The organism is Lelliottia sp. CFBP8978, from assembly GCF_034046055.2.
Lineage (GTDB): Bacteria > Pseudomonadota > Gammaproteobacteria > Enterobacterales > Enterobacteriaceae > Enterobacter.
Genome location: NZ_CM188253.1, coordinates 1,142,509 through 1,163,756, shown reverse-complemented (window position 1 = coordinate 1,163,756; position 21,248 = coordinate 1,142,509). Strand labels below are relative to the sequence as shown.

Genomic DNA, 21,248 nt, shown 5'->3' with positions numbered 1-21,248 from the left:
TGTGAGAGTCGTTGCTAAAGGGTGAGCAGCGCTTTCAAATGAAGATATAATGCGGAATACGGCAGAAAATCTGTTCCAGAAATCATCAACAGGACGTGGCAAAACCCCCAGAGAAAAATAACATTATATTAACATTGAGCGATTTCTATTATTTTTTGCAATTACATGAATATGTTAAACCATGCTAAACGGAATAGATGGTTCATTAACCTAAATTTAAAATAAACGCTTTCCGTCTCCAGAAGATTATACACAGGAATGTCAGATAAATAATTTACAGGCTTTTCGGAGAATCCTTACAAGGTATAATAAGCATGTTCCAAACGAGAATAAGAAATACTTGAATTCACCTAAGAAATTTAAACTCAACCATCGCAATGAGGTCATTATTCTGTACAACGTAAACAAGGATGCTTTCGCTCTTTCCAGGGAAATTCCCCGCACAAGGATCTAAAGAATTATCCTTCCGGCTAACCAGGCGCTACGGCACAGCATTCATTAGCGCTTTAACAACCTGAGGCATAAAAATGAAACCAGCATCCGTTATCATTATGGACGAACACCCTATCGTCAGAATGTCGATAGAGGTTTTGCTGCAGAAAAATAAAAACGTTGAGGTTAAACTGAAATCCAGGGACAGCCACGAGGTCCTCGACTACATACGTAATTACTCTATCGATCTGGTCATCCTCGACATCGAACTACCGGGGACCGATGGATTTTCAATACTCAAAAGAATCAAGAACTTAAATGAATCAATAAAAGTTCTGTTTTTATCGTCAAAATCAGAGTCCTTCTATGCAGGACGTGCGATGCGTGCCGGAGCAAATGGTTTTGTCAGTAAAAGAAAAGACCTGAGTGATATCTATAACGCCGTGGAGATGTTACTCGCAGGATATTCGTTCTTCCCTTATGAAACGTTGAGCTTTATTAATCACCAGGGTTCACACAGGGGCTCAATGGACGATATGCCATTATCTAATCGAGAGGTAACCGTATTACGGTTCCTTGCCAATGGATTATCCAACAAAGAAATCGCCCAGCAATTACTGCTTAGCAACAAAACAATTAGCGCGCATAAGTCTAATATCTATTCAAAATTAGGCGTGCAGAGTATCGTTGAACTTATTGATTATGCTAAAGCACACGAATTGCTTTAATCTGAAAGCACTCCCTGCCGCTCCGGCGAGTTTCAGGGAGTGCAGTTAGCGTCAATAATAATTAATCATAAAGGTAGCGTCCGCATCTGCACTTCCCGGCTGTGGATTATTCTTCGTCGCAATGTAATTCGCATAAAATGTCAGTTCTGCATTCCCTTGCTCGTCTACTTCCACATTTTGACTCGCCTGCTGTAAAGGCAGACGCGTTTTGTCCCGATCGCGTATTTCTATCGCCACATTGCTTGCCTGACTGGTGCTGTTTAATGCGAGCAGCTCAGGATCAACGGTATCAAGCGTTCCTGAAAAGGTTAACGATGCCGAGCCCGGCGGGCATCCTGTCAGTTTTAAGGTAAAAGGAACCGCCTGCGTTCTGCTGCCCGTCGTGCTGAGTTGTTTGGTCGGCCAGGTGCCTAATGGCACCGTTTTGTTGCTGTCGCTTCCTTCCGCCACGCAGGTGAAATCGACAATATTACCGTACAGCTCAATGTTGATTTCCCCCAGCGCGTTAGACGCCTGCACGCTTTGCACCGGCATCATGCTGATGGCCATTGCAGCAAGTAAAATACGTTTTCGCATCACTCCCCCTTAGTCGTAATCCACGCGCAGATAACCGCGTGAGGTGAAATGCCCTTCACTCGGTTTTTTTCCGGTGATGCTCACCGGCCAGGCGCTAATGCCGACCACCGCCGAGGCGTTATCATCCAGACGGAAGGGGATCTTACTGGCGAGATTGTTCGGCGTTAGCGGCGATCCGTTTGCATTGGCCACGACAAATCCCAAATCAGGGTTATCGGAAACCAGTGCGTTCCCGGACACCTTTTCGGCTTCGACACGCATCGTGAGGTACGCATTGGCCTCCACGTTGGTGCACTTAATGGCTATCGTCTGCGTTTTGGGCGAGATGGTTTGCGGGCGATTTCCGGCTCCGGCCTGGCTGAAAAGCGAAGCGCCGATATCGCCAAAATCGAATTCCACCACTTTACCGGCGTTAATCGCACAGCTTTGCGGCACCTGGACGGTTCCGCTATAGCTGATGGTATACACGGGAGTCGAGAGAGGATCCGATGAAGTGGTGGTGACATAGACGCGAAACATGGTCTGGCGCGGGATCTCAACCATATTAATAAACCGCCGCGTGACCTTCAGGCGAAACACCAGATTCGAGTCATTGACCGGGAAAGGCTGATTTTTGGCAACGTTAGGATGGCTCCCCATCTGGATATAATTCTGCGGTGGATAAAATACACCGGCGTAGCTGTCCGTTATCTTCATTGCCCCATCGAGATAATCGTTCAGCTTCAGATACTTATAGTTATCCTGTGTACTGGTTATCGGGAACTCGGTGACGTAACTGCGTTTCGTCGTCGTGCCTGATGTGCCTCTGGGGCACACCGCATAGACCCCCACCCACTGTGACTTTTCAGCCAGGGTGACAATCTGTCCAATCTGGTTATTGGAACTGTTAAATGTATCCGATAAATCGTAGAACACGTCGGTGGGGACGCCGTTTTCATTCGCACAAACCGTTGCCAGCGCTTGCGACGCAGGCAGCATCAGCAGTGCCGTGGCCAGGTATCGAAACTTAATCACAACGAATCTCCTTAAGCGTGATCGCCTGTTGCAGGCTCTCTTCAGGCAGACGGTAGGATGCCCGGCACTGGGCGCTCGAATTATTTCCCCATTGAATCAACAACTCCCCTTTCAGCGGTAACCCGCTCAGGTAGATTTGACCGTCATCGCCAACCATGCTGGTGACACCGCTCTGCGTTTCACGTACGACGGCACCAAACGGCACAGGTTTACCTGCGCGCATTACCGTCAGCAGCGCGCGAACGCCAATCCGCGTGTCAAAGCTCGCACGCACCAGCGCACCGTGGGTTGGTACCACACTGCTGACGTTGTTTTCGATGTCGGTATTGTTATTCATGGTGTTGGTATCCAGCGCCACGCGGTTGTAACGGTAAACCGTGGCATAAGGCATCACGGCATAGCCGCGCCAGTCAGTTTTGACGCCGGTCTGGTTCTCCACGCTCACGCCGGAAGCGCCCGGCGCTTTAATCAGTACGTTAGTGTCGCCAAGAGGCTGACTGAAGGTCACGCCATCCGCATGGCCCACGACACCGCCTGACATTTGCCAGTTCAGGTCATGCTGATCGCGGGAGTAGTTGTATCCGCCACCAAATGTGCCATAGGTCGCCTGCCAGTTAGCGCTGGCGCTACCGCTCCCGCCGTTACTGCTGTTATGTCCCTGAGTCACGCTGTAGGTCAGATTGCGATCCTCCAGCAGCGTGCCGCTAATCCCGGTCTGCCAGCTATTTTGACCATCGCTGTTGCGACTGGCCGACGCCGTGGCATAGGCGCGATCCAGTGCGCTGTCGCGGCGATAACCGTGGCGGGTAAACAGGCTGAACGGAATGGAGACGTTAAACGAGGCAATTTTATCGGTGCCGCTAATTCCCACCGCCTGGTTCCACGACCAGGAGACGGAATAACTCACGCCCTGCACACCTCCGGCGTAACCCAGCTGATACCAGACGCTGGAATCACTGGTTCCCCAGTACGTTTGTTCGCTGCCAGAAAGATAAAGCGAACCGTAATCCCCCAGAGACTGGGAAATGTTCACCTGAAAACGCCCTTTCTTATTCCACGTCAGGTTGTGATAGCTCTGCACATCCGGCACACCGTTCTCGTCCTGCTCATCGCTGTACTCGTAGCCTTCCATTGATTTCCATGCCACGTCATCGAGGGTATAGAACCCTTTTGTCGAGTAGCGATAGCCCAGCAGCTGGAAATTGGTGCCGAAGCCGTTCAGTGACTTAGCATAAAGAAAACGCAGGGATTGCCCTTCGTGACGGCTGTCATCAGCAAGCTGGCTGCGCGCATGAGTTAAATCAAGAGACACGGCTCCCCAGTCACCCAGATTTTTACCCGTCCCGATAGCAAGCGCGGCATAGCGCGAAGCCAGCTGAGTACCACCGTACAGCGTGTAACCATTGGCCAGCCCCGCAATCAGCGTGCCCTGCGAGAAGAACGGCGTCTCCTGGTCGCGGTTGCCGCTGCGGTAATCCCCTGCGACGAGGTCATACTTCAGGCGCCCTTCACGCTGTAAAAGAGGAACGGTAGAATACGGTACGGTATAGCGCTGCGTACTCCCGTCTTTCTCTTCAACTGTGACCTCAAGGTCACCGCTCGACGAGGTGGGGTTCAGATCGCTGATGGCAAATGCGCCCGCCTGGACGTAGCTCTGATAAATGACGTATCCGTTCTGGCGGATCACCACTTTCGCAGGCGTTCGGGCGATACCGCGCACCGTTGGTGCATAGCCCTGCATGCTATCCGGGTACATGTTGTCTGACGAGTACAGCCGTGCCCCGCGAAACCCGAGGCTGTCGAACACGTCATTACCGGTATTGCTGTCACCCAGGACCAGCTCACTTTTCAGGGGAATCACCGTGCGCTGCGCCCAGGTGCCGATATTCTGCCATTCACGATGACTTTTTTGCCCCTGACTCTGCGTGTAGCGCCATGCGCCGTTGTTACGCAAACGCCAGGCGCCATAGTTCAGACCCGACTGCAGATTGAGATAGTAGCTATTGTCATCGTCATTACCGTGGTTACCGGTGAAGCTGTAGTTCAACAGCATGGCGGAAATGCCTTCATCCCACTGATCCGGTGGGATATAGCCGCGCGCACTGTTTTGCATCGCTACCTGCGGCAGGCTGATGTTCAGACGGAGTGCGGCAAAACTAAACCCGACTTCACTGCCGGGGATCGCCTTCTCAAGAGAAATGCAGGTTTCTTCTGTGACTTTTGTCAGTTCCGGGAATGCGGCAATATTGACGCCAAAACGATCCAGCATCGCGCGGGTGATACAGGGAGAAAGCCCACCCGCAGCCGGAGGCGTCGTCTCTTCTGCCGCCTCAAAGCGAACATCCTGCGTACCGATAAACTCTTCGTTACGCCAGATATCCACGCGATAACTGCCGGGGGCCTGCTGATGCCCTTGCTCAAAGCGCGACAGATCCGCCACGCCCTCGGTGTCCTCAGACAAAAAACCGGGGTTGAAATAGCTTTCACTCCATGCGGTATCCGAGCACAGCATCACTAATACCGCCAGTGCACACGGGCGGTAACGCCACCGTGGATTGTTCATTACACTGACTCTGCTCAAAGGCTGGCGCGACGCGCCGGAGTGATTGCACCGTAGTCATTTACACTCTGCCAGGACAGTGTGCCGTTGGCGCCAGCCGGAAGGGCCTGCTGCGCCGAACTTTTCGGTGCCACCATCAGGTTTTCCAGCTTCTTACCGCCCAGGTAGAGGTTGACTAAAGAGATGTAATACGGGGACGCATTGCTCACTTTCAGATGGTTTCCGGCACGCTCAAAGCGCAGATGCGAGATAGCATCTTCCGGCTGCATCGACAAATTCTTAGGCCGAACAAAGAGTTTGATGCGCGAGAGGATCGCCAACTGAAGGACATTGTTGCCCTCATGATCCTCTTTATTGATTGACGGAATCGCCTTCACATTCATGAAAAAGAGCGATTCGCGATCGCTCGCCAGAGCGGGCCCCGCGTAAATAATACGCAAGGTGTTTTCGCTGTCCGGTTCACTGACAAAAAGTGGCGGCGTGACAGCAAAGGTTTTTTCTTTTTGGCCACGATCGTTTTCGATCCACGCATTTATTAAATATCGTTCTTTTTTATTGGTGTTGGTAATGGCGAGTGAAGTCTGTTTGGCATCTGCCGGATAAATAACACGCGTAGCGCCTAATGCTATCCCGCCGGAGGCTTTCACGGGCAAGGAGAACAGCATTAAAATAAGCGAAATAATCAGTCCTGGTTTAATTAGGGAGTTCATCACAACAATACCTTTAATAATATGTTTGCAGGCGAGTACACCGTTATGGATAAATCAGCGTAAACCAGACATCCGACTGAATATTGCCTGGTACAAGGTGTTCAGAAATAGCGCGATAGCGGGCGCTATAATGGAAGGTCAGCTCACTGACATCTATCTGCTGCACGTTACTGGTCGTTGCGTTGGGAATTATCTGCCGCTGCCGATCGTCAAATAATGCCAGTCCGATACCGCTGCTCACTCGGCTTTCGCCCGGCCGGGATGTCGCCAGAAAAACCTGCGGATCTTCTGCGGGCGTCACCCCCTGAAACATGATGCCCACTGAGTTCGAGACATCGGCGCTGCAATCCACCAGCCGCAAGGTAAAGGGCACATCGACCGTCGAAAAACTGCCCACGCCAGCAAACGAGTTTGTCCGATATTGCCCCATATCGACGCGCAGATTTTGGCTTTCAGGCGCTACTGCACACCCACCGTTAACCAGCTCGCCTCTGATACGGACTTGTCCGCCATCCACGACCACCGTGTGCGCCGCCACGGGCAGCGTGATGGCCAATATCAGCAGAGAAAAGAGCCCTTTGCTGGTCATCCTTAGCCCTCAATTTGCGTAAAACAGGCCTCCTCCGTGAGGCCGGATCTTCCCTGAAAAGACGGTTTATTCGTATTTCATTACGAAGGTTGCATCCGCATTTGCCTGACCAGGCTCGGTGGTCGCCGCAGTGGCTTTGTAGCGCGCGGTGAAGTTCAGGGTGTTGGTGCCTTCGATCAGCGCTTTAGCCGCGGAGAATGTCGCTCCGTCTGGTGTCAGGGTGGCGGACGTGCTGTCGAGGATCTCGATACCAACGCCTTTTGCTGCGTTATCGTTGCTGCCTGAAGTGACCGCCAACAGGGTTTTGTCCGTCGGATCGATCTGACCGGTGAAAGCAACAGAAGCGGTTGCTGCCACTTCCGGATCGCAATCATTCAGTTCGATATTGAATGGAATATTCGCGGTGGTATCGCCAACTTTGGTAAATTTAGCCGTACGATATTGGCCGAGATTAACGATCTGGTCGGCGGACTCAGTATTCACCGCGCACGCAGCGTTAACTAATTCACCTTTAAAATGCACATTACCGCCATTAACGGAAACGGGTGTGGCTGGATCTTCTGCATGTGCCGCGCCTGCAACCAATACCAGCGAAGCAATAACGGTGGAAGCAATATTGCTAAGTTTCATATCTGTTCCTTTAGATGTAAAAAGCCCTTCCCGTGTTGAGCGGGAATAAAAATACATTCAATTGCATAATTGAAAGTTTATTCTGGAGGAAACAAAGTAGCGTACCGACAGCGATCGCAACAGGTCAAAACACTGCGATTCATCCTGGCTTCATCCTAATTCCCTTTAGGAAAACCCCACTCTACACCCGGGGTCTATGGCCGCGAGCGAAGCGTGATCATGGAAATCTCGCAATGGATGACTGACAGCAGCGCCCGCTTCTGACAAAATACAGGCAATCCCCCTTTCAAACGTTACAGACGGAATCCTCTCTCTGATGGCAGCACAAATTATTGACGGTAAAACGATTGCGCAGCAGGTACGCTCTGAGGTCGCGGAAAAAGTGAAGGCGCGTACAGCCGCCGGAAAACGCGCTCCAGGATTGGCTGTTGTGCTGGTTGGCAGCAACCCGGCATCGCAAATTTATGTCGGCAGTAAACGCAAAGCGTGTGAAGAGGTGGGATTCGTCTCGCGTTCTTACGATCTGCCGGAAACCACCAGCGAAGCCGAACTGCTGGAGCTTATCGACACACTTAATGCCGATAAGACCATTGACGGTATTCTGGTCCAGCTCCCGCTGCCTGCGGGCATCGACAATGTGAAAGTACTGGAACGTATTGCCCCTGATAAAGACGTGGACGGCTTCCATCCGTATAACGTCGGACGCCTGTGCCAGCGCGCGCCGCGTTTGCGTCCGTGCACCCCACGCGGCATTGTCACGCTGCTTGAGCGCTATAATATTGATACCTATGGTCTGAATGCCGTGGTGATTGGCGCGTCCAATATTGTGGGGCGTCCAATGAGCATGGAGTTGCTGTTGGCCGGTTGCACAACGACTGTGACCCACCGTTTCACCAAAAATCTGCGCCATCATGTCGAAAATGCCGATCTGCTGATCGTTGCCGTCGGCAAACCTGGCTTTATTCCGGGCGAGTGGATTAAAGAAGGCGCAATTGTGGTGGATGTCGGGATTAACCGTCTGGAAAGCGGCAAAGTGGTGGGCGATGTGGTTTACGAGGATGCCGCCGCCCGCGCGTCCTATATCACCCCAGTACCGGGTGGCGTGGGTCCGATGACCGTCGCCACCCTGATTCAGAATACTTTGCAGGCATGCGAAGAGTATCACGACGTAGAGGAAGCGTAAGATGGCAACATTTTCATTAGGTAAACACCCGCACGTAGAGCTGTGCGATCTGCTGAAGCTGGAAGGCTGGAGCGAAAGCGGCGCTCAGGCCAAAATCGTGATTGCCGATGGTCTGGTGAAAGTTGATGGCGTGGTTGAAACCCGTAAGCGATGCAAGATTGTTGCAGGCCAGACGGTCAGTTTTGAAGGTCAGAGCGTGACGGTTACAGCCTGAGTCGCCTGATGCCCGGCGGTGCTTAACTGCCGGGCACAAACAATAGATCGGCATAAATCCAGCCCCCTCCCCGCAAATCCCCCAAATCCATAACGGTTAATTCTCGATCAACTTCAAAGAATCACTATTTCGTTTGTTGAAATGTGAAAATTAAGTTGCACAGATTTCTGGCTTCTCTCACGATAAGTAGAACGTTCTACTAAAACGTTCTACTTACAATAACAGCGCCAATAAAAGCGCTTCTCGGGGGAAATCAGCATGAGTCTGATATCAGGGTTTGTTAAATCGTTGTCAAAGTTGTCAATGATTGGCCGCGCGTTAATGTTGCCAATTTCACTGCTTCCTGCTGCAGGCCTGCTTTTGGCCTTCGGTGATAAATTCCATATGCCACTGATGATGAATGCGGGCGGGGTTATCTTTGATAACCTGCCGATGCTCTTCGCCATCGGTTCTGCCGTAGGACTGGCATCGGAATCCGGGATCGCAGCGCTGTCTGCGGCGGTGTCGGTTTTTGTCACCAACATCACGATAGGAACCGTGCTGAGCATTACGCCGGAAATGGCCTCACAGGGCGGTAAATACGCAATGGTCGTCGGTATCCCGACGCTGCAAATGGGCGTTTTTGGCGGCCTGATCTGCGGTATTCTTGCCGCGTGGTGCTATAACCGCTTTCACACCCTGCAGTTACCAGAATTCCTTGGTTTCTTCTCGGGCAAGCGTTTCGTGGCGATTGCGACTGCGTTTCTGTCATTTATTCTCGGCCTGCTGTTGCCCTATATCTGGCAACATATTCAGTCCGGTATTGATGCGTTGTCGGTCATCGTCAATGGTGACAATCAGGCAGCCTCGACCTTTATCTTCGGACTGGTCGAGCGTGCGCTAATCCCACTCGGACTGCACCATATCTGGTATCCCTCGTTCTGGTATTCGTTCGGGGATTACACCACTCAGGCGGGCCAGGTCATCCACGGCGACCAGACTATCTGGTTTAAAATGCTGGAAGAAGGGACGAAATCCTTCAGCAGCGATACCTACCAGAATGCCGGCAAATTCATGCAGGGCGAGTTCCCGCTGATGCTGTTTGCACTGCCCGCTGCCTGTCTGGCGATGTACCACGAAGCACATACCAAAAACAAAAAAATCGCCTCCGGTATTCTGTTCTCAGCGGCATTAACCTGCTTCCTGACGGGCATTACTGAGCCAGTAGAGTTCACCTTTATTTTTGTCGCGCCAATCCTGTATGTCTTTAACGCCATTATGGCTGGCCTGGCGTATATGACGATGTATCTGCTTCATGCGCACATCGCCAAGTCCTTCTCTGCCGGTTTTATCGACTACCTTTCGTTCGGTATTCTGCCTTCGTTCAATGGCTATCAGACGAACTTCCTCAATGCCGTTATCATTGGCATTCCGATGGCGCTGATTTACTACTTCACCTTCCGCTATGTGATCCGTCGTTTTGATGTCAAAACCCCGGGCCGTACAGAAGTGACCGCTACGACGGATGATAAAACCGACACCGAAATTGCGACCGAAATTATCGGCCTGCTGGGTGGCGCAAAAAATATCGACTCGGTGGGTTCCTGCATTACTCGTTTGCGTCTGGAAGTGGCCAGTAGTGATGCGGTTGATAAGGATGGGCTGAATGGTCTGGGCGCACGCGGCGTGGTGTTTGTCGGCGATAACGGCATTCAGGTGATTTTTGGTGCCAGAGCACAATTTATTGCCCAAACCATGTCCACGATGATCGGTAAATAATAAGATGCCTGACCAACACGTCTCCTGTAGTCTGGGAGACGTTGTTTTATCAGGCTGATATTCGAAAATTTCAGGGAGCGGTTTTGAAGAAAGTCAGCATCATTGATGTGGCAAAACACGCTGGTGTATCGGTTTCGACCGTCTCGCTGGTTCTGCGCCAGAAAGGGAAAATCTCAGAGGCAACGATTGAGAAGGTCCACGCTGCCATCACGACGCTTGGCTATATTCATAACATCGCCGCTGCCAACCTTCGCGCCAACACCTCCAATCTTATCGGTCTGATCCTGCGCGATTTCAGCGACAGCTTTTCGATCAAAGTGATGGCAAGCATCGTTCAGGAGCTGGAAAAGCAAGGCTATATGGTTTTTCTCGGGCAGCCGCTTAACGATCACGAACATCTTGAGCGCTGCCTGCTTTCGTTTAAACAACAGGGCGTGGCCGGTGTGATTTATCTGGCGTCGGATACGCGGGCATCCACTCTGCCAAAACAGATTCGTGAGTGCCCCCTGCCCCTGGTGGTTGTTTCACAGTCCTTAGTGAATGATCCCTGCAACCTGGTGATGCGCGATAATCGCCAGGCGGCCAATCTCGCTACCCGTTATCTTATTGAGCGGGGCCATCGTAACATTGCCTATATCGGTGGACGGGACGGATGCCTCATCCGGGAACAACGTCTGCTGGGATTTCGCAGCGCGATGACACAATACGGGCTGGTGAATCGTGAGGAATCGGCCCCCGTATGCAGTGACGATACTCAGGCCGCGGGCGTCATCACTCGCCAGTTGCTGGAAAAAAACAACACCATTACCGCACTTCTATGCCATTCACCCGACGCGATGATTGGTTCAATTTCCGGCATTCATCAGGTTGGGCGTACCGTCGGCAAAGATGTGTTTCTGACGCAACAGGTCGCACTGGTGGGATTTGAAGATATGCTGCATGTGAATCTCACCTCCCCGTCGTTCACCTACGTTTCATCAGCCAGTGAAGAGACGGGCCGCCAGGCCGCAGGGTTGATGATCCGCAAACTGAAAGAGCCAGAGTTGCAAACGCAACGCATCACACTTTCCGGGCAGTTGATTGGACGAGAGTCGGCCTGAATCATAAAAAAACGCCCGAACATGTCGGGCGCTTTGTTTATTTACTTTGGATTAATACTCACGACTTTCACATCATAAATCATCGTGGAATTCGGTGGAATTTTAGGTGGACTCCCCTGCTCACCGTAGGCAAGTTCTGGCGGAACAACCATTTGCATTTTGCCCTGGTCATTCATCTTGCTGATTGCCGTTTTAAACAGCGGCGGGAATCTCTCCAGTGGCAAGACCAGCACGCGGCCAGATTTGCTCATATCTTTGATTACCGTGCCGTTTGTCAGCTTTTCGGTCACTTCAATCCCCACGACATCGCTGGCTTTAATCGCTCCACGACCTTTTTCCGTGATGCGATAGTAGTAACCCATTTCAGCTTTTTTGACGCCAGGTTTTTTACTGTATTTAGCGATATAGTCATCACTGGAATTAACTGACGGCGCTGCTGGCTGACTGGTTTTACCCGAAACGCTGGCATCCATTTCCTGCAGTTCTGCCAGCATTTTCTCTTTAGGAATTTTGAATTTCCCGCTCATCATATCCGTGACACCGCTGATGACCTGAGGCTGAGAAATTTTGAAACCATCGCTCTCCACCTTTTTCATCGCATTCAGCACATCATGGCCCCAAAATGCGCCAAGTGCATATGCCCGGATATCTTCTTTACTTGCCGGAGCAGGTGTTTCTGGCGCGCTATGAAGCGAAGCCATTTGCTTCGTTTGTGCATCCAGCTTAGCGGTGGTTTCCTGCCATTTTGTCTCCAGATCGCTATTTTTCTCATTACTGGCATCAAGCGCTTTCTTCGCTACTGCAAGCTCTTTCGCTTTTGCATCTTGTTCAGCTGTCATGGCTGCCATTTTTTTCGTCAGAGCGGCGGTCTCGTTCTGACTGTCAGACAACGACTGCTTCAGCTGTACCGTTTCTTGACCATCATCCAGACGAGCGGCCGACAGTTCGGCGATCTGTTTGTTCGCTTTTTCAAGCTGCTGCGCCGTAACCTGCGATTTCGTTTGCAGTTCAGCCAGTTGTTTCTGACTGTCGGTCAGCTTTTGCTGTTGCGCTTTATTAAACTCGGTATTTTTCTTCGTCAGCGCATCAATCTCACCCTGACTGTCCGACAACGACTGCTTCAACTGCAGAGCTTCCTGGCCGTCATCCAGACGGGCTGCGGACAGTTCGGCGATCTGTTTATTTGCTTTTTCAAGCTGCTGCGCCGTGACCTGCGATTTCGTTTGCAGCTCCACCAGCTGTTTCTGGCTGTCGTTAAGCTTTTGCTGCTGTGCCGTCAGTGCGACATTTTTCTTCGTTAGCGCATCAACCTGGCTCTGGCTTTCAGACAATGACTGCTTCAATCTGGTCGCTTCCTCGCCCTCATCCAGACGGGTGGCGGACAGGTCGGCAATTTGCCTGTTTGCTTTTTCTAACTGCTGCGCCGTGACCTGCGATTTCGTTTGCAGCTCCACCAGTTGCTTCTGGCTGTCATTAAGCTTTTGCTGTTGCGCCGTCAGCGCGATATTTTTCTTCGTCAGCGCATCAACCTGACTCTGGCTTTCAGACAGCGACTGCTTCAGTTTGATCGCGTCTTCACTCTCATCCTGACGAGTAGCGGACAGATCGGCGATCTGCTTATTCGCTTTTTCAAGCTGCTGCGTGGTGCTTTGCCATTTGGTTTGCAATTCAGCGAGTTGTTTCTGACTGTCGGTCAGCTTTTGCTGCTGCGCGGTGAGCAGGGCAATTTTTTTGGTGAGCGTATCAATTTGGCTCTGACCGTCAGACAGCGATTTCTTAAGCTTGATCGTTTGCTCGCCCTCATCCTGACGAGTGGTAGACAGATCGGCGATCTGCTTGTTTGCTTTTTCAAGCTGCTGCACCGTTGCCTGCCATTTTGTCTGCAGCTCTACCAGCTGCTTCTGGCTGTCATTAAGCTTTTGCTGTTGCGCCGTCAGCGCGATATTTTTCTTGGTCAATGCATCAACCTGAGTCTGACTTTCAGACAGAGACTGCTTCAGCTCGACCGTTTCGTCGCTCTCATCCTGACGGGTGGCGGACAGATCGGCAATCTGCTTATTCGCTTTTTCAAGCTGCTGCTGCGTGGCCTGCCATTTGGTTTGAAGTTCAGCGAGTTGTTTCTGACTGTCGGTCAGTTTTTGCTGCTGCGCGGTGAGCAGGGCAATTTTTTTCGTCAGTTCGGCAGCATGATTTTCACTGTCCGACAGTAACGTCCTCAGTTGTGCGGCTTCTTCACCTTCACCAACATGCGTAACCGTTAATTCTGCTATTCGTTTGTTTGCGCTTGTTAGCTGTTTCGTCACGGTCTGCAATTTTGTTTGCAGGTCAGCCAATTGTTTCTCGTTATCAGTGAACTGTTGCTGCTGCGCTGCAAGTGCCTTAGCACTGGCATCCTGAGTAGAGGCGTACTGTTTCGTTAGCTCGGCGATCTTCTTTTCCTGCTCAGCTTTCAGAGCCGACAGCTGGGCATTCATCGTATCCATTTGCGCCTGCGAGGTCTGCAAGCGATACCCTGCACTTTTGTGCATGGGTTTAAGTTTTGGCTTAGGCGAAGCGACGATCTCAGCATCAGGAAGTGAAATCGGCTTATCAAGCAGTAACGATGGTATTTCGCTGGACTGAGACGTGATCGTATCAAGCGATTTTACCGCTTCAGAAGTGTCGCTTGCTTGGGTTTGCTGAGCCACGATGCAGCTCAGCAAAATGGGAAGTGAGAAAACAAGCGGCTTCGTCTTGAATATTTTCATTGAGAGCCATCCACCCGACTTATCAACGCCTGTCGAACCGTTTGCTCTATGTCGCTACATATTTTTTGCGTTTTAAACTTATAAAACGCATCCATTGTATCTTTAGTTTGCGCAGTAATATCATCACGGACAGCGGTATAAACCGATGCACTTGATATTAACTCATTAAAGGCCGCTTTTTTCTGAGCATAAAGACGCTGGTTAATTTTCGATAACGCGACTAATTCACGCTGACAGGTCGAGGCTGACCCTTCAGCGGAGGCTGTTGATTGCGAAGATGTCATCTTTGATTCTGGCATGGATGAGCCTGGCGTAATCGCAGGAGCAGTATAGGTTGCCTCTGGTTCAGACATCGTCTGAGTATCCCCGGGCTTAGTTTGTTGGCAACCGCCGGTCGTCAACAATGTCGATATAAAAATCAGAGAAAAGAAACACTTTCCTGCACAATTGCGGAATTTATCAGTAACGATCACGAACTTATCCTTTAAATATCCACTATGGTCACGTCAAGAAATTAACGCATCATGCCAGATGGAATAATGAACAAAGCATTATATCCTCATTAAATTCTTAAAAACAATCTCTGGAATTATTATCACATAACTAAATTGTCTATATTTAGACAATAAAACAAGAGACATATTCATGCGTGTTATGAATGAAACAAAACAGCATATTAGCAGAAAGAAAAAAACAAAATCACACCTAAACAAAATCAGAATCTTGCTCGTCATTTAGATTGCCATTTCAGTGCTATATTTCCATGATTTACTTGGATGACCGTTATGCCCACTATCATTACCCACGCAGCCGTACCGATATGCCTCGGCTTAGGTCTTGGCACCAAAACGATCCCTCCACGCCTGCTGTTTGCAGGCGTTATCCTGGCTATGCTGCCTGATGCCGACGTTCTGGCCTTTAAGTTCGGTGTCGCCTACGGCAATATTTTCGGCCATCGGGGGTTTACTCACTCCCTGCTGTTTGCGTTTGTCGTGCCCTTGCTCTGCGTACTGATTGGGCGGCGAAGGTTCCGCGCGGGATTGATCCGCTGCTGGCTTTTTTTGACCGTTTCATTGCTGTCGCACAGCCTGTTAGATTCCGTCACTACGGGCGGGAAAGGTGTTGGCTGGCTGTGGCCGTGGTCGGACGAACGGTTCTTCGCCCCCTGGCAGGTGATTAAGGTCGCGCCATTTGCTCTGTCACGTTACACCACGCCCTACGGACATCAGGTGATCATGTCGGAGCTACTGTGGGTTTGGTTGCCGGGCGTGGTATTGATGGGATTACTGTGGTGGCGACGCCGCTGAGAACAGGCGGTATGCCACGCTAACCCTCGCCAGTGGGGAGAGTTAGCGCGGTGGGGAAATTACTTACGACGCCAGGTGGTTCCCTGCGGGCCATCTTCCAGAATGATACCCATTTCTGTCAGGCGATTACGCGCCGCGTCTGCTGCAGCCCAGTCTTTCGCCTGACGCGCTTCCAGACGCGCCTTGATCAGCGCCTCAATCTCCGCAACCTCACCGTCATCCGCCTGCGCGCTGCTTTGCAGGAATACTTCTGGTTCCTGCTCAAGCAGGCCCAGCACGGCTGAGAGTTTACGCAGATGAGAGGCCAGCGCGTTCGCCGCCGTCATGTCTTCAGATTTCAGGCGATTCACTTCGCGTGCCATATCAAACAGCACGGAATAGGCTTCCGGAGTGTTGAAATCGTCGTTCATCACCTCAATAAAGCGCGCTTCGAAAGCTTCGCCACCGGCTGGTGCCACAGATTTATCGGTGCCACGCAGCGCGGTATACAGGCGCTCCAGCGCAGAACGAGCCTGCTTCAGGTTCTCTTCGCTGTAGTTGAGCTGGCTGCGGTAGTGGCCGGACATCAGGAAGTAGCGCACGGTTTCCGCATCGTAATATTTCAGCACGTCGCGCACGGTAAAGAAGTTGCCCAGTGATTTGGACATCTTCTCGCGATCAACCATCACCATGCCGGAGTGCATCCAGTAGTTAACGTACTCGCCGCCGTGCGCGCAGGTGGACTGGGCAATTTCGTTTTCGTGGTGCGGGAACATCAGATCTGAACCGCCGCCGTGAATATCGAAATGCTTGCCAAGCTGTTTGCAGTTCATCGCGGAGCACTCGATATGCCAGCCTGGACGCCCTTCGCCCCACGGGGATGGCCAGCTCGGCTCACCGACTTTGGACATTTTCCACAGTACGAAGTCCATCGGGTTACGCTTCACGTCAACGACGTCAACGCGCGCACCGGCCTGCAGCTGGTCCAAATCCTGGCGGGAAAGTTGGCCATAGGACGGGTCGGTCGGCACGGAGAACATCACGTCGCCATTCTCCGCGACATAAGCGTGACCGCGCGCGATCAGCTTTTCGGTGATCTCAATGATTTCGTGAATATGGTGAGTGGCTCGCGGCTCGCTGTCCGGGCGCAGAATATTCAGGGCATCAAAATCTTTGTGCATTTCAACGATCATGCGATCCACCAGCGCGACGAAGCTTTCGCCATTTTCATTAGCGCGCTTGATGATTTTGTCATCTATATCGGTGATGTTACGCACATACTTGAGGGTATATCCCAGGAAACGCAGATATCGGGACACCACATCAAAAGAGACGAAAGTCCGCCCGTGACCGATATGACAGAGATCGTAAACAGTGATACCACACACGTACATGCCGACTTCCCCGGCATGGATAGGTTTAAATTCCTCTTTTTGGCGCGTCAGAGTATTAAAGATTTTTAACATCGAAGGTTCCGTGTAGACGTGTGTGGATAATAAAGTCTGTATGATACCCATAATTCAGACCGGAATCAGCACACAATGCAAGATGATCCCGTCTTACGGTTATGCTATAACACCCCTCTATCTGTGACCCTCACAGGGGTCGACGCACTACAATACCGGAACAGGATGCAAAAATGGTTACTTTCCACACTAATCATGGCGATATCGTAATCAAAACGTTTGACGATAAAGCGCCTGAAACAGTCAAAAACTTCCTGGACTACTGCCGCGAAGGTTTCTACAACAACACCATTTTCCACCGCGTGATCAATGGTTTTATGATTCAGGGCGGCGGTTTTGAACCTGGCATGAACCAGAAAGAGACCAAAGCGGCGATCAAAAACGAAGCGAACAATGGTCTGAAAAACACCCGTGGCACGCTGGCGATGGCGCGTACTCAGGCGCCACACTCTGCAACGGCTCAGTTCTTCATCAACGTAGCGGACAACGACTTCCTGAACTTCTCTGGCGAAAGCATGCAGGGCTGGGGCTACTGCGTATTCGCAGAAGTGGTTGAAGGCATGGACGTTGTTGAGAAAATCAAAGGTGTTTCTACTGGCCGCAGCGGTATGCACCAGGACGTTCCTAAAGAAGACGTTATCATTACCAGCGTGACCGTCAGCGAGTAATTGGTGGCGACACTCTTTATTGCAGATCTGCATCTGCAAACAGAAGAACCGGCGATCACCGCCGGTTTTCTGCGTTTTTTACAGGGCGAAGCGCGAACTGCCGACGCGCTCTACATTCTGGGCGACCTGTTTGAAGCCTGGATTGGCGACGACGATCCCAACCCTCTGCACCATGAAATAGCCGCCGCCATCAAAGCGCTGGTTGATTCCGGCGTCCCCTGCTTCTTCATCCACGGCAATCGCGATTTTCTGATTGGCAAACGCTTCGCCCGTGAAAGCGGCATGACGCTGCTGCCGGAAGAACAGGCTCTCGATCTCTACGGTCGCAGCGTACTCATCATGCATGGCGATACACTCTGCACCGACGATACCGGCTATCTGGCGTTTCGTGCCAAAGTTCATACGCCGTGGATCCAGACGCTCTTCCTCGCCCTACCGCTGTTTATCCGCAATCGCATCGCTGCCAAAATGCGCGCAGGCAGTAAAGCCGCCAACAGCAGCAAATCAATGACCATCATGGATGTGAACCCGCAGGCGGTTATCAACGTGATGGAAAAACACCGCGTACAATGGCTGATTCACGGTCATACTCATCGCCCGGACGTACACACTCTGACGGCCAACGGCGAGCCCGCGCAGCGCGTGGTATTAGGCGCCTGGCATACGGAAGGTTCGATGGTAAAAGTGACGCCGGATAACGTTGAGTTAATCGCCTTCCCGTTTTAATTTTTCTCACGAGTTTGCCCTTTCCACAGCCACGCAACCGTTTTCCTTGCCGTTTTTACATGCTATTCTCTGTGCCCTCAAAGCAGTGTGTTTCGCACCACAGGAGTTTTAAGACGCATGTCTTCCCGCAATAATCCGGCGCGTGTCGCCATCGTGATGGGGTCCAAAAGCGACTGGGCTACCATGCAGTTTGCCGCCGAAATCTTTGAAATCCTGGATGTTCCTCACCATGTTGAAGTGGTCTCCGCACATCGCACACCCGATAAGCTCTTTAGCTTCGCCGAAGGCGCAGAAGACAATGGCTATCAGGTGATCATTGCCGGTGCGGGCGGTGCAGCACATTTGCCCGGAATGATTGCCGCTAAAACGCTGGTGCCGGTGCTCGGTGTACCGGTACAAAGCGCAGCATTAAGCGGTGTCGACAGCCTGTACTCCATCGTTCAGATGCCGCGCGGTATTCCGGTCGGTACGCTGGCGATTGGCAAAGCGGGCGCCGCGAACGCCGCGCTGCTGGCGGCACAAATTCTGGCAACACACGATAAAGAACTGCATCAGCGTCTTATCGACTGGCGTAACGCCCAGACCGACGAGGTGTTGGAGAATCCGGATCCGCGAGGTGCGGCATGAAGCAAGTTTGCGTTCTCGGTAACGGTCAGCTGGGTCGTATGTTGCGCCAGGCGGGTGAACCGCTGGGCATCACCGTCTGGCCCGTTGGTCTGGATGCCGAGCCGGAAGCGGTGCCCTTTCAGCAAAGTGTTATCACCGCCGAAATCGAACGCTGGCCGGAAACCGCCTTAACCCGCGAGCTGGCCCGTCATAACGCCTTCGTCAATCGCGACATCTTTCCGGTTATTGCCGATCGCCTGACGCAAAAACAGCTGTTCGACAAACTCAATCTCGCCACCGCGCCGTGGCAACTGCTTGCGGATAAAGGCGAATGGCCAGCGGTATTCGACAGGCTCGGTTCTTTAGCGATCGTGAAGCGTCGCACCGGCGGCTACGATGGTCGCGGCCAGTGGCGTTTACGCGCGGATGAAACCGCAGAGCTACCGGACGACTGTTACGGTGAATGCATCGTTGAGCAGGGAATCAACTTTAGCGGTGAAGTCTCGCTGGTTGGCGCACGCGCCCATGACGGCAGCACCGTGTTTTATCCGCTGACCCATAATCTGCATCAGGATGGCATTCTGCGCACCAGCGTGGCCTTCCCGCAGGCTCATGCCGGACAACAGGCGCAGGCCGAAGAGATGCTTTCTGCCATCATGCAGGAGCTGGGCTACGTGGGCGTCATGGCGATGGAGTGCTTTATCACGCCAGCCGGTCTGCTGATTAACGAACTCGCTCCGCGCGTGCATAACAGCGGCCACTGGACGCAAAACGGCGCCTCTATCAGCCAGTTTGAGCTACATCTGCGCGCCATTACCGATCTGCCGCTGCCGCAGCCGGTAGTCAATTGCCCGTCCGTGATGATCAATCTTATCGGAACCGATCTGAACTATGACTGGCTTAAACTGCCGCTGGTCCATCTTCACTGGTACGATAAAGAGGTACGCGAAGGGCGCAAAGTCGGTCATCTGAATCTCAACGATGATGATACCGGACGCCTGGTTGCCACTCTCGAAGCGATCATTCCTCTGTTACCGCCAGAGTACGCCAGCGGTATCTCCTGGGCACAATCGAAGCTCAACTAAGCATTAGATGCCGGGGAGTTGATCTTTTCCTTCCCCGGTATCTTTCAACACGCGTAAAATCCCCGCCTATTGCTGTTTTGTTTCCTTCAGGACTTCTCATGAACGATGGAACGGACTATCGCGCGATCCTTGCCGCCGATACCCCTTTAATCGACGTTCGCGCGCCGATCGAATTCACCCAGGGCGCTATGCCTGCTGCGCTTAATCTGCCGCTGATGACCGACGATGAACGCGCCGCCGTGGGCACGAGCTATAAACGCCAGGGGCCAGAAGCCGCGCTGGCGTTAGGCCATAGTCTGGTCAGCGGCGACACGCGTGCAGAGCGGATTAACGCCTGGCGCGACGCCTGTCTGGCAAACTCTGACGGCTATCTCTGCTGCGCGCGCGGCGGGCAGCGCTCGCACATTGCTCAGGCGTGGTTAAAAGCCGCCGGGATCGATTACCCATTAATTGCGGGTGGCTACAAAGCGTTGCGCCAGGCAGCCATTCAGGCAACGTATGAGCAAGTACAAAAGCCGATGGTGCTGATTGGCGGCTGCACCGGCAGCGGGAAAACGCTGCTGGTTAAACAACACCCGTCGGGCATCGACCTTGAAGGGCTGGCGCGTCATCGCGGCTCATCGTTTGGCCGCACGCTTAACGCCCAGCTGTCGCAGGCCAGTTTTGAAAATCAGCTGGCCGTCGCGCTGCTTAAAAAGGACGCTCCACGCTGGGTGCTGGAAGACGAAGGCCGGATGATTGGCTCTAACCATCTGCCGGAGTGTCTGCGCGAGCGGATGGCGGAATCGCCTATCGTGGTGGTGGACGATCCTTTTGATATTCGTCTTGAACGCCTGCGCGAGGAGTATTTCGCGCACATGTGGCAGGATTTTTCAGCCGCATTCGGCGAAGAAAAAGGCTGGCAGGAGTACACCGACTATCTGCATCACGGCCTGTTCGCCATCCGCCGTCGTCTGGGGTTACAGCGGTTTGCAGAGTTCAGCGCATTACTGGATTCCGCACTCATCGAGCAGCAGCGCACAGGCAGTACCGAGGCGCACTATTCCTGGCTTGCGCCACTGCTCAATGACTATTACGACCCGATGTACCGATATCAGCTGGAGAAAAAAGCCGACAAGATTATCTATCGGGGCGCGTTTAACGAAGTGGCCGCCTGGCTGGCGGCCTGAT

20 protein-coding genes are annotated in these 21,248 nt (G+C 52.2%); 11 read left to right on the top strand and 9 right to left on the bottom strand.

Translation table 11 applies throughout. From position 1 onward, the window contains the following. Positions 1-527 precede the first annotated feature (527 nt). Positions 528-1,160 (top strand): fimbria biosynthesis transcriptional regulator FimZ, encoded by a 633-nt coding sequence (fimZ, locus tag SOM82_RS05390; RefSeq protein ID WP_320460121.1) that lies wholly within the window; start codon positions 528-530, stop codon positions 1,158-1,160. Positions 1,161-1,211: 51 nt separating this feature from the next. On the opposite strand, the gene sfmF is transcribed toward fimZ, so the two are convergent. The 6 genes from sfmF to fimA form a co-directional block, all read right to left on the bottom strand. Continuing rightward, positions 1,212-1,709: a fimbria assembly protein gene (gene sfmF, locus SOM82_RS05385; RefSeq protein ID WP_501083565.1), complete on the bottom strand. Its 498-nt coding sequence runs from the start codon at positions 1,707-1,709 to the stop codon at positions 1,212-1,214. Between the two features lie 36 nt (positions 1,710-1,745). Further along, complete coding sequence (fimH, locus tag SOM82_RS05380; RefSeq protein ID WP_501083564.1) at positions 1,746-2,714, bottom strand: type 1 fimbria D-mannose specific adhesin FimH; 969 nt, start codon at positions 2,712-2,714, stop codon at positions 1,746-1,748. Between the two features lie 28 nt (positions 2,715-2,742). Continuing rightward, positions 2,743-5,313, bottom strand: coding sequence for a fimbrial biogenesis usher protein (locus SOM82_RS05375; protein ID WP_320460124.1), 2,571 nt, complete (start codon positions 5,311-5,313; stop codon positions 2,743-2,745). Between the two features lie 14 nt (positions 5,314-5,327). Continuing rightward, positions 5,328-6,020: a type 1 fimbria chaperone FimC gene (gene fimC / locus SOM82_RS05370; protein ID WP_320460125.1), complete on the bottom strand. Its 693-nt coding sequence runs from the start codon at positions 6,018-6,020 to the stop codon at positions 5,328-5,330. A gap of 43 nt (positions 6,021-6,063) precedes the next feature. Then, on the bottom strand, positions 6,064-6,609 hold the full coding sequence (fimI, locus tag SOM82_RS05365; RefSeq protein WP_154126555.1) for a type 1 fimbrial protein subunit FimI: 546 nt from the start codon (positions 6,607-6,609) through the stop codon (positions 6,064-6,066). A gap of 66 nt (positions 6,610-6,675) precedes the next feature. Then, complete coding sequence (gene fimA / locus SOM82_RS05360; protein ID WP_320460126.1) at positions 6,676-7,239, bottom strand: type 1 fimbrial major subunit FimA; 564 nt, start codon at positions 7,237-7,239, stop codon at positions 6,676-6,678. A 316-nt stretch (positions 7,240-7,555) separates the two neighbouring features. On the opposite strand from fimA, the gene folD reads away from it, so the two are divergent. The 4 genes from folD to malI all read left to right on the top strand — a co-directional run bounded on the left by folD (position 7,556) and on the right by malI (position 11,494). After that, positions 7,556-8,422 carry a bifunctional methylenetetrahydrofolate dehydrogenase/methenyltetrahydrofolate cyclohydrolase FolD gene (gene folD, locus SOM82_RS05355; RefSeq protein WP_320460127.1) on the top strand — a complete coding sequence of 289 codons (867 nt, stop codon included), beginning with the start codon at positions 7,556-7,558 and terminating at the stop codon, positions 8,420-8,422. A 1-nt stretch (position 8,423) separates the two neighbouring features. After that, a complete protein-coding gene (ybcJ, locus tag SOM82_RS05350; protein ID WP_023334767.1) occupies positions 8,424-8,636 on the top strand; it encodes a ribosome-associated protein YbcJ in 213 nt (70 codons plus the stop codon). A 258-nt stretch (positions 8,637-8,894) separates the two neighbouring features. Continuing rightward, a complete protein-coding gene (locus SOM82_RS05345; protein WP_154126552.1) occupies positions 8,895-10,394 on the top strand; it encodes a PTS transporter subunit EIIC in 1,500 nt (499 codons plus the stop codon). A gap of 83 nt (positions 10,395-10,477) precedes the next feature. Next, positions 10,478-11,494 carry a Mal regulon transcriptional regulator MalI gene (gene malI / locus SOM82_RS05340; RefSeq protein WP_320460128.1) on the top strand — a complete coding sequence of 339 codons (1,017 nt, stop codon included), beginning with the start codon at positions 10,478-10,480 and terminating at the stop codon, positions 11,492-11,494. Between the two features lie 41 nt (positions 11,495-11,535). Here malI and SOM82_RS05335 read toward each other — a convergent pair whose 3' ends face one another. Continuing rightward, positions 11,536-14,181, bottom strand: coding sequence for an FKBP-type peptidyl-prolyl cis-trans isomerase (locus tag SOM82_RS05335; RefSeq protein ID WP_320460129.1), 2,646 nt, complete (start codon positions 14,179-14,181; stop codon positions 11,536-11,538). A gap of 56 nt (positions 14,182-14,237) precedes the next feature. Then, positions 14,238-14,714, bottom strand: a complete 477-nt coding sequence (locus tag SOM82_RS05330) for a YuaE family lipoprotein (RefSeq protein WP_320460130.1) — start codon at positions 14,712-14,714, stop codon at positions 14,238-14,240. A 312-nt stretch (positions 14,715-15,026) separates the two neighbouring features. Between SOM82_RS05330 and SOM82_RS05325 the strand changes: the two genes are divergently transcribed. Next, on the top strand, positions 15,027-15,548 hold the full coding sequence (locus SOM82_RS05325; protein ID WP_320460131.1) for a metal-dependent hydrolase: 522 nt from the start codon (positions 15,027-15,029) through the stop codon (positions 15,546-15,548). A 59-nt stretch (positions 15,549-15,607) separates the two neighbouring features. On the opposite strand, the gene cysS is transcribed toward SOM82_RS05325, so the two are convergent. Continuing rightward, on the bottom strand, positions 15,608-16,993 hold the full coding sequence (gene cysS, locus SOM82_RS05320; RefSeq protein WP_320460132.1) for a cysteine--tRNA ligase: 1,386 nt from the start codon (positions 16,991-16,993) through the stop codon (positions 15,608-15,610). Positions 16,994-17,166: 173 nt separating this feature from the next. On the opposite strand from cysS, the gene ppiB reads away from it, so the two are divergent. The 5 genes from ppiB (at position 17,167) to mnmH (ending at position 21,247) form a co-directional block, all read left to right on the top strand. Then, positions 17,167-17,661, top strand: coding sequence for a peptidylprolyl isomerase B (gene ppiB, locus SOM82_RS05315; RefSeq protein WP_154126546.1), 495 nt, complete (start codon positions 17,167-17,169; stop codon positions 17,659-17,661). Between the two features lie 3 nt (positions 17,662-17,664). After that, positions 17,665-18,387 (top strand): UDP-2,3-diacylglucosamine diphosphatase, encoded by a 723-nt coding sequence (lpxH, locus tag SOM82_RS05310; protein ID WP_320460133.1) that lies wholly within the window; start codon positions 17,665-17,667, stop codon positions 18,385-18,387. 117 nt (positions 18,388-18,504) lie between these two features. After that, positions 18,505-19,014: a 5-(carboxyamino)imidazole ribonucleotide mutase gene (gene purE, locus SOM82_RS05305; RefSeq protein WP_154126544.1), complete on the top strand. Its 510-nt coding sequence runs from the start codon at positions 18,505-18,507 to the stop codon at positions 19,012-19,014. After that, positions 19,011-20,078, top strand: a complete 1,068-nt coding sequence (purK, locus tag SOM82_RS05300) for a 5-(carboxyamino)imidazole ribonucleotide synthase (RefSeq protein WP_320460134.1) — start codon at positions 19,011-19,013, stop codon at positions 20,076-20,078. The genes purE and purK overlap by 4 nt, the downstream gene beginning before the upstream one ends. Positions 20,079-20,176: 98 nt before the next feature. After that, positions 20,177-21,247 (top strand): tRNA 2-selenouridine(34) synthase MnmH, encoded by a 1,071-nt coding sequence (mnmH, locus tag SOM82_RS05295; protein ID WP_320460135.1) that lies wholly within the window; start codon positions 20,177-20,179, stop codon positions 21,245-21,247. The last annotated feature ends 1 nt before the right edge of the window (position 21,248 follow it).

What these genes read in the sequence shown, in the direction of transcription:
- fimZ (WP_320460121.1), top strand. Translation starts at nt 528, where the DNA reads ATGAAACCAGCATCCGTTATCATTATGGACGAACACCCTATCGTCAGA.
- sfmF (WP_501083565.1), bottom strand. Translation starts at nt 1,709, where the DNA reads ATGGCCATCAGCATGATGCCGGTGCAAAGCGTGCAGGCGTCTAACGCG.
- fimH (WP_501083564.1), bottom strand. Translation starts at nt 2,714, where the DNA reads ATGCTGCCTGCGTCGCAAGCGCTGGCAACGGTTTGTGCGAATGAAAAC.
- SOM82_RS05375 (WP_320460124.1), bottom strand. Translation starts at nt 5,313, where the DNA reads ATGAACAATCCACGGTGGCGTTACCGCCCGTGTGCACTGGCGGTATTA.
- fimC (WP_320460125.1), bottom strand. Translation starts at nt 6,020, where the DNA reads ATGAACTCCCTAATTAAACCAGGACTGATTATTTCGCTTATTTTAATG.
- fimI (WP_154126555.1), bottom strand. Translation starts at nt 6,609, where the DNA reads ATGACCAGCAAAGGGCTCTTTTCTCTGCTGATATTGGCCATCACGCTG.
- fimA (WP_320460126.1), bottom strand. Translation starts at nt 7,239, where the DNA reads ATGAAACTTAGCAATATTGCTTCCACCGTTATTGCTTCGCTGGTATTG.
- folD (WP_320460127.1), top strand. Translation starts at nt 7,556, where the DNA reads ATGGCAGCACAAATTATTGACGGTAAAACGATTGCGCAGCAGGTACGC.
- ybcJ (WP_023334767.1), top strand. Translation starts at nt 8,424, where the DNA reads ATGGCAACATTTTCATTAGGTAAACACCCGCACGTAGAGCTGTGCGAT.
- SOM82_RS05345 (WP_154126552.1), top strand. Translation starts at nt 8,895, where the DNA reads ATGAGTCTGATATCAGGGTTTGTTAAATCGTTGTCAAAGTTGTCAATG.
- SOM82_RS05325 (WP_320460131.1), top strand. Translation starts at nt 15,027, where the DNA reads ATGCCCACTATCATTACCCACGCAGCCGTACCGATATGCCTCGGCTTA.
- cysS (WP_320460132.1), bottom strand. Translation starts at nt 16,993, where the DNA reads ATGTTAAAAATCTTTAATACTCTGACGCGCCAAAAAGAGGAATTTAAA.
- ppiB (WP_154126546.1), top strand. Translation starts at nt 17,167, where the DNA reads ATGGTTACTTTCCACACTAATCATGGCGATATCGTAATCAAAACGTTT.
- purE (WP_154126544.1), top strand. Translation starts at nt 18,505, where the DNA reads ATGTCTTCCCGCAATAATCCGGCGCGTGTCGCCATCGTGATGGGGTCC.
- purK (WP_320460134.1), top strand. Translation starts at nt 19,011, where the DNA reads ATGAAGCAAGTTTGCGTTCTCGGTAACGGTCAGCTGGGTCGTATGTTG.
- mnmH (WP_320460135.1), top strand. Translation starts at nt 20,177, where the DNA reads ATGAACGATGGAACGGACTATCGCGCGATCCTTGCCGCCGATACCCCT.